8 protein-coding genes are annotated in these 7,182 nt (G+C 72.0%); 1 reads left to right on the top strand and 7 read right to left on the bottom strand.

The annotated features are described in order from the left end of the window. The 6 genes from FNX44_RS29120 to galU all read right to left on the bottom strand — a co-directional run. The coding region (locus FNX44_RS29120) for a SepX/GlpR family protein (RefSeq protein WP_500274162.1) at positions 1–352 on the bottom strand (352 nt) is incomplete at its 3' end. A 175-nt stretch (positions 353–527) separates the two neighbouring features. Further along, positions 528–1,139, bottom strand: coding sequence for a GNAT family N-acetyltransferase (locus FNX44_RS21480; protein WP_407699208.1), 612 nt, complete (start codon positions 1,137–1,139; stop codon positions 528–530). Between the two features lie 14 nt (positions 1,140–1,153). Next, positions 1,154–1,699 (bottom strand): MogA/MoaB family molybdenum cofactor biosynthesis protein, encoded by a 546-nt coding sequence (locus tag FNX44_RS21475; protein WP_323369559.1) that lies wholly within the window; start codon positions 1,697–1,699, stop codon positions 1,154–1,156. Further along, complete coding sequence (gene moaC, locus FNX44_RS21470) at positions 1,696–2,172, bottom strand: cyclic pyranopterin monophosphate synthase MoaC (RefSeq protein ID WP_143650310.1); 477 nt, start codon at positions 2,170–2,172, stop codon at positions 1,696–1,698. Before moaC ends, FNX44_RS21475 begins: the two co-directional genes overlap by 4 nt. Positions 2,173–2,199: 27 nt before the next feature. Then, positions 2,200–3,546, bottom strand: coding sequence for a molybdotransferase-like divisome protein Glp (gene glp / locus FNX44_RS21465; protein ID WP_143650308.1), 1,347 nt, complete (start codon positions 3,544–3,546; stop codon positions 2,200–2,202). Beyond that, a complete protein-coding gene (galU, locus tag FNX44_RS21460) occupies positions 3,527–4,438 on the bottom strand; it encodes a UTP--glucose-1-phosphate uridylyltransferase GalU (RefSeq protein ID WP_143650306.1) in 912 nt (303 codons plus the stop codon). Before galU ends, glp begins: the two co-directional genes overlap by 20 nt. Positions 4,439–4,526: 88 nt before the next feature. On the opposite strand from galU, the gene FNX44_RS21455 reads away from it, so the two are divergent. Then, entirely contained in the window at positions 4,527–5,123 is a 597-nt protein-coding gene (locus tag FNX44_RS21455) for a 5-formyltetrahydrofolate cyclo-ligase (protein WP_143650304.1), read from the top strand. A gap of 84 nt (positions 5,124–5,207) precedes the next feature. Here FNX44_RS21455 and FNX44_RS21450 read toward each other — a convergent pair. Further along, the coding region (locus FNX44_RS21450) for a penicillin acylase family protein (RefSeq protein WP_143650302.1) at positions 5,208–7,182 on the bottom strand (1,975 nt) is incomplete at its 5' end.

Raw genomic sequence — 7,182 nt, 5'->3', positions numbered from 1 at the left:
CGGCGGGCGGCGGTTCGTCGGGGGCGGCCGGTTGGAGGATGGTGACGGGGTCGGCGAAGGACCGGACGTCGGCGGTGGCCTCGTACGCGCTGTCGGCTTCGTACTCGTCCCGCGCGAGGCCCGGCCGGCCGTCGGTGTCGTCGTCCGCCGCGGGTACGGCGGCGGCCTGGCCGCGCTCCTTGGCGTAGCGCCGTTCCATGGCCGCCTTGCCGGACAGCAGCCGGATGGCGGTGCTGAAACGCTCGGTGGGGCGGGCGTCGTTGAGTTCGTCCTGACGCCGGAGCCACATCGGCACCAGGTAGGCGGCCCAGGCCCCGACGATGACTGCGTAGATGAGGCCGCTGCTGCTCACGGTGACACGGTAGAGGCGTCGCGGGCAAAGTATCAGCCGATTGACGCGGCGTGTCGCGTGATTCTGCCGATAAGCCGAGAATTCTCTGGGATGACGAGTCGCAGGACCGTACCAATTCACCTCGGAATGCACCGGAAGGGTCAGTACGGCGAGTCGACGAGCCCTAATCGAACATTTATTTCATTTCCCGGGTGGCGTCCGTACGGGCCTGCCGCCAGCGGTTGACCAGGCCGTCCGGCACCTCCTCCACGGTGAGCGCGTACACCAGGTGGTCGCGCCAGGCGCCGTCGATGTGGAGATAGCGCGGGCGCATGCCCTCCTCACGGAATCCGAGTTTCTCGACCACCCGGCGGCTCGGCCCGTTCTCCGGTCGGATGCAGATCTCCATGCGGTGCAGCCCGACGGTGCGGAAGCAGTGGTCGACGGCGAGGGCGACGGCTGTCGGGGTCACGCCGCGGCCGGCCACCGCCTCGTCCACCCAGTAGCCGATGTGCGCCGAGCACATCGAGCCCCAGGTGATCCCCGCGACGGTCAGCTGGCCGACCAGCCGGCCCTGGTAGTGGACGGCGAAGGGCAGCATCCGGCCGGCGTTCGCCTCGGCTCTCAGATAGCGGACCATCTGCCGGAACGTGGGCCGACCCGGCGGCGTCCGGTCCGGCGGCGCCGGGGGGACCGTGGCCTCCCAGGGTCTGAGCCAGTCCCGGTTGCGGAGGTTGACCTCCCGCCACTCCCGGTGGTCGCGCAGCCTGACCGGGCGGAGGGAGACGTCCCCCTCCGCCAGCACCACCGGCCAGGACGCGTTCAGCTGGAGCCTCCTCGGGGATGGTCACCGCCGCGCAGCTGGTCCACGGCGTGCGGGACGATCTCCTTCAGGACGGCGACGCCGTCCTTCACCCCGCCCCGGGAACCGGGCAGGTTCACGATCAGGGTACGTTCGGCGACCCCTGCGAGGCCACGCGAGAGCGCCGCCGTGGGCACCTTCGCCCGGCCCGCCGCCCTGATGGCCTCGGCGATGCCGGGCACCTCGTGGTCGATGACCCGCCGGGTCATCTCCGGGGTGAGGTCGAGCGCGGTCAGACCCGTGCCGCCGGTGGTGACGACGACGTCGTAGCCGTCCGCCACCGCCTCCCGCAGCACGCGCTCGACCGGCTCGCCGTCCGGTACGACGGTCGGCCCGTCGGCCTCGCAGCCCATCTCCCGCAGCCCTGCGACGAGGAGAGGACCGCCGGTGTCCTCGTAGACGCCCGCGGAGGCGCGGTTGGAGACCGTCACGGCGAGCGCCCGGATCGGCCGGTCGCGGTCGTCGGCGGGGGTCGGACGCGTGGGAGCGGGGTCGGCGGGGGTCACCGGCGGCTCCAGTCGCCGGACTTGCCGCCGGACTTCTCCTCCACCCGGACATCGGTGATGACCGCCGCCTTGTCGACGGCCTTCACCATGTCGACCACGGTGAGGGCGGCGACCGACACCGCCGTCAGCGCCTCCATCTCCACGCCCGTGCGGTCCGTGGTCCGGACGGTGGCGGTGATCTCCACGGCGTCGTCGGCGACGGCGAGGTCCACCTTCACCCCGGACACCGCCAGCGGGTGGCAGAGCGGGATGAGGTCCGGGGTGCGCTTGGCGCCCATGATGCCGGCGATCCGGGCCGTGGCCAGCGCGTCCCCCTTCGGCACCCCCTCACCGCGCAGCAGTTCCACCACGGCGGGCGCGACGAGCACCCGGCCGCTGGCCCGGGCGGTGCGGGAGGTGACGTCCTTGTCCGACACATCGACCATCCGGGCGGCACCGGACTCGTCGATGTGTGTGAGGTGCTGGCTGCTCATGGGGGGACACCGTACCCGCAGCGCGGCTCAGACGGCGGAGCCGTCCACGCCGAGGAGCAGCACCTCCAGCTCCTCGCCCGGCGCCACCTCCGTCACCGACTCCGGTACGACGATCAGGGCGTCCGCCTGGGCGAGCGCGGCGACCAGGTGGGAGCCGGCACCGCCCACCGGGCGGACGCCCCCCGTGCCGCCGCCCTCCGACGGCTCGTAACGGCCGCGCAGGAACTGCCGCTTGCCGTCCGGCGAGGTCAGCGGCGCCTCGGCCGCCAACCGCGCCCGGACCTTCGGCCGGTGCACCGACGGCAGACCCATCAGCGTGCGGATCACCGGGCGGACGAACAGCTCGAACGAGACGTAGCTACTGACCGGGTTCCCCGGCAGCGCCAGCAGCGGCACCCGGTCCGGTCCAACCAGCCCGAAGCCCTGCGGCTTGCCCGGCTGCATGGCCAGCCTGCGGAACTCCACGGCCCCGCCGTCGGCGTCCAGCCGCTCGCCCAGCGCCTCCTTCACCACGTCGTAGGCGCCCACGCTCACCCCGCCGCTGGTGACGAGCACGTCGGCCCGCACCAGCTGCTCCTCGACCGCGTCGCGCAGCGAGTCCGCGTCGTCGGCGACCGCGGACGCCCGGTACGCCAGCGCACCGGCGTCCCGCGCCGCGGCGGTGAGTACAAAGCTGTTGGAGTCGTGGATCTGGCCGGGCCCCAGCTTCTCGCCGGGCGGCACCAGCTCGCTGCCCGTGGAGAGCACCACCACCCGGGGCCGGGGCCGCACCCGGACCGAGCCGCGGCCGATCGCCGCGAGCAGGCCGATCTGCGGTGGTCCGAGCACCGTGCCGGCGGCCAGCGCCAGCTCCCCGGCCGCGGCGTCGCTACCGGCGCGACGTACGTGCCGGCCCTCGGCGGCCGCCCGGTGCACCCGCACCTCGCCGGCCGCGCCGGAGGGGTCGGTACTCGCCGCCGCCATCGCCGCCGCCGGACCGGCACCCTTGCCGCCGTCCGTCCACTCGACCGGGACGACGGCCTGCGCGCCGGGCGGCAGCGGCGCCCCCGTCATGATCCGAGCGGCCTGGCCGGGCCCCACCTCGGGCAGCTCACCGCTGCCCGCCGCCACGTCACCGACGACCGTGAGCACGGCGGGGAACTCCTCGCTCGCGCCCGCCACGTCCGCGGTGCGTACCGCGTAGCCGTCCATCGAGCTGTTGTCGAAGGGCGGCAACGCGGTGGGTACGGTGACGTCCTCCACGAGCACACAGCCGTGGGCGTCCAGGAGGGAGAGTTCCAGCGGCTCCAACGGGCGCACCGCGCCCAGGACGTCCGCCAGATGCTCGTCGACCGACCAGGTACTGCTCAACGCGTCACATCTCCTCGCTGACATAGGAGCGCAGCCAGGCCCGGAAGTCGGGCCCCAGGTCCTCACGCTCGCATGCCAGTCTGACAATGGCCCGCAGGTAGTCGGCGCGGTCGCCGGTGTCGTACCGGCGTCCTCGGAAGACGACGCCGTGCACCGGGCCGCCGAGAGTCGGCTCCGCGGCCAGCGTCTGGAGGGCGTCGGTCAGCTGGATCTCCCCGCCACGGCCGGGCTTGGTCTTGCCCAGCACCTCGAACACGGCCGGGTCGAGCACGTAGCGGCCGATGATCGCGAGGTTGCTCGGCGCCTCCCCCGGCGCGGGCTTCTCCACCAGGCCCGTCACCCGGACGACGTCGTCGACGTCGGTGCTCTCCACCGCGGCGCAGCCGTACAGGTGGCTCTGCGACGGGTCGACCTCCATCAGCGCGATGACGCTGCCGCCGTGCTCCTCCTGGATCTCCGTCATCCGCATCAGCAGGGGATCGCGGGGATCGATGAGGTCGTCGCCGAGGAGGACCGCGAAGGGCTGCTCCCCCACGTGCGGGGCGGCGCACAGCACGGCGTGACCCAGGCCCTTCGGGTCACCCTGCCGCACGTAGTGCATCGTGGCCAGGTCGCTGGACTCCTGGACCCGGCTGAGCCTGTCCTCGTCCCCCTTGCCGCGCAGGACCTCTTCCAGTTCGTAGTTCCGGTCGAAGTGGTCCTCCAAGGGGCGCTTGTTGCGTCCCGTCACCATCAGCACGTCCGACAGGCCGGCTGCGACGGCCTCCTCCACGACATACTGAATCGCCGGCTTGTCCACCACCGGGAGCATTTCCTTCGGAGTCGCCTTGGTCGCGGGGAGGAACCGCGTGCCAAGGCCGGCCGCCGGGATGACAGCCTTGCTGATACGAGTACCGCGGGTACGTGCTGTGGTCATGTCTCGCACCATAACCGGTGGCTTTTTCCCATAGCGCGGTATCCGCAGGTTCTGTTGCGGTACGGGGACAAAGAAGGGCTTACGCACAGTGAACGACGAGACTAGGAAGCGCCGGTTGCGCGCCGAACTCCTTGAGGTGAGATCGGGGTTGACGGCGGAAGACGTTCGGGAGTCGGGCCTGCGCATCGCCGTACACGCCACCGGGCTGTGGGAGTTGGCGCGGGCACGGACCGTCGCCGCCTACGTGTCGATCGGCCGCGAACCGGGCACGCGCGCCCTCCTGGAGACGCTGCGCGAACGCGGCACGCGGGTGCTGCTGCCGGTACTGCTGCCGGACAACGATCTCGACTGGGCGCCCTACGAGGGCCCGGACCGGCTGGTCCGGGCCGGCCGGGGCCTGCTGGAACCGGCGGCCCCGGCGCTGGGCCCGGAGGCGGTCGTCGAGGCGGACGCCGTCCTGCTGCCCGGCCTCGCGGTGGACCGCCGCGGTCTGCGGCTGGGCCGCGGCGGCGGCTCGTACGACCGGGTGCTGGCCCGCCTTGAGGCCGCCGGAAGGACACCGCCGCTGGTCGTGCTGCTCTACGACGGAGAGGTGCTGGAGGAGGTGCCGGCGGAGGCCCACGACCGGCCGGTGCGGGCGGCCGTCACCCCCTCGGGCGTCCACCGCTTCACGCGGCCGGAGTGACGGGCGCGGAAGCCCCGGTCAGGGACGCGGGCTCGCTCTTGCCTGGAGCCGCCGGCGGCTGGTTTCCACCGGCGGCCCGCGGAATCACGGAGTGAGCGCCATGGTGTCGTCCGTGGCCTTCTGCACCGCGTCCTTCGAGAACACCCACGGCAGCAGCCTGCCCTTGGCCCACAGACTCGTCTGGTCCGTGTAGTTGGGGTGGAAGGCGTGCCCCGAGGCGCCGGTGAGGTTGATCCAACGCGACTTGTCGAAGTCGTCGAGGTTCACCACCATCCGCATCGACGGCACCCAGGTGACGCCGTACCCTCCGGCGGCGTTCCAGCCCGTGGCGTTGACCGCGTCCTTGCCGCCGCTCAGCTCCCACGGCCCGCGGTTGAGCAGACGCTGAACGATGCCGGGGCCGGAGGTGCCGAGGGTCTGATTGCGCAGCATCAGCCGGTGCAGGCGGCCCCAGCTCCAGGAGTTGATGTCCTTGCCGAGCTTGGTGGTCAGCTCCCAGCGGGCGTCCTTCATGGCCCGGGCGAGAATCTGGTCGCGCCCCTTGGCGGCCGGCGTGTCCAGGTCCTTCCGGGGGGCCTGCCACCACTCGCTGTCCGGCTCCTCCAGCAGCCTGCGGACCACCTCGAACCAGCGGTCCCCGCCGTCCGGCTGGGCGGTGTCGGTGCTGCGCTGGCCGCACTCGCGGATCGTGCGGGCCGTACCGTCCAGATCCTCCAGCGGACCGGAGTCGTCGGCCGGCCGCACCCGCAGGCACTCGCCCCGGACCCGCAGCTCCTTCGGCAGCTTGTTGCCGAAGGAGAGCAGGAGGAGGTTGCGCCAGACCCCGTTGAAGTAGGCGGCGGGCGCCGAATCGGCGTCCTGCGTGTAGTCCCAGCCTTCCAGGAGCTGCTGCGCCTCCCGGACGTACGGGTCACGGACGTCGATCTTCAGCAGGTGCGGGACGAGCAGCTTGGCGATCTCGCTGCTGTTGTCGAGCTGCATCGACTCCATGTCGTCCATGGAGATCTTCCCGCCGTCCTTGATCTTCGACCGGATGAGGTCGTTGACGCGCTGGCTGCGGGTGCCGTAGCTCCAGTCCTCGGTGAGGTGGTGCGGGTACTTCTTCGGATCGACCACAGCCTGGTTGGCCGTGACGATGTAGCCGCGCTCCGGGTTGAACTCGCTCGGCAGCTCGGACTGCGACACGTAGCCGGTCCACCGGTAGGCCGGGTCCCAGCCCGGCGCCGGGTAGCGGCCGTCGCCCTTGCCCCGCACGGGGATGCGGCCGGGCATCTGGTAGCCGATGTTGCCCTCGGTGTCGGCGTAGATCAGGTTCTGCGCGGGCACCTCGAAGTCGCGGGCGGCAGCCCGGAAGCTCTCGAAGTCCGTGGCACGGTTCAGCTTGAAGACCGCGTCCATCGTCCGGCCCGGGGTCAGGGCCGTCCAGCGCAGCGAGACGGCGTAGCCCTTGCCGCGGTCCGGGGCCGCGCCCTTCACCGGCGCGTGGTCGCCGACCCGGCCGAGCTGGACGTTCCGGTCGGAGACCAGTGGACCGTTCCGGGTCGAACGGACGGTGATCTTCCGGTCCGCGCCACCGGCAACCTTGATCGTCTCGCGCCGGGTCTCGTAGTCGACGTAGCGCCCGTCGTAGAGGACCTTGCCGTCCTGGATCTTCTCCAGGTAGAGGTCGGTGACGTCGGCGCCGAGGTTGGTCAGGCCCCAGGAGATGTCCTGGTTGTGGCCGATGACCACACCGGGCATGCCGGAGAAGGTGAAGCCGGCGACCGCGTACGGGCACTCCTTGCTCACCTGCGTGCAGTGCAGGCCCATCTGGTACCAGACCGAGGGCAGCTGCGGGGCCAGGTGCGGGTCGTTGGCCAGCAGCGGCTTGCCACTGGTGGTGTGCTCGCCGGAAACCACCCAGGAGTTGGAACCGATGCCGCCGCCGTTGGGGCCGAGCATCGCCGGGACGCCGTCCAGCGCCGCCGCGACCGTGGCCAGCTGGGAGCGGGCCTCCCCGGCTCCCGCCGCTTGCTGCCCGAACCCGTCGGGGTCGCTGGTGCCGGGGTCGGGGGTGCCG

The sequence above is a fragment of the Streptomyces alkaliterrae genome (genome assembly GCF_007097205.2).
In the GTDB taxonomy this organism is placed as follows: Bacteria; Actinomycetota; Actinomycetes; order Streptomycetales; family Streptomycetaceae; genus Streptomyces; species Streptomyces alkaliterrae.
Note: the sequence above shows the minus strand (reverse complement) of the source record. Positions and strands in the feature narration are given on the sequence as shown.

Coding starts and splice junctions, on each gene's coding strand:
- moaC (WP_143650310.1), bottom strand. CDS start 2,172: ATGAGCAGCCAGCACCTCACACACATCGACGAGTCCGGTGCCGCCCGG.
- glp (WP_143650308.1), bottom strand. CDS start 3,546: ATGTCAGCGAGGAGATGTGACGCGTTGAGCAGTACCTGGTCGGTCGAC.
- galU (WP_143650306.1), bottom strand. CDS start 4,438: ATGACCACAGCACGTACCCGCGGTACTCGTATCAGCAAGGCTGTCATC.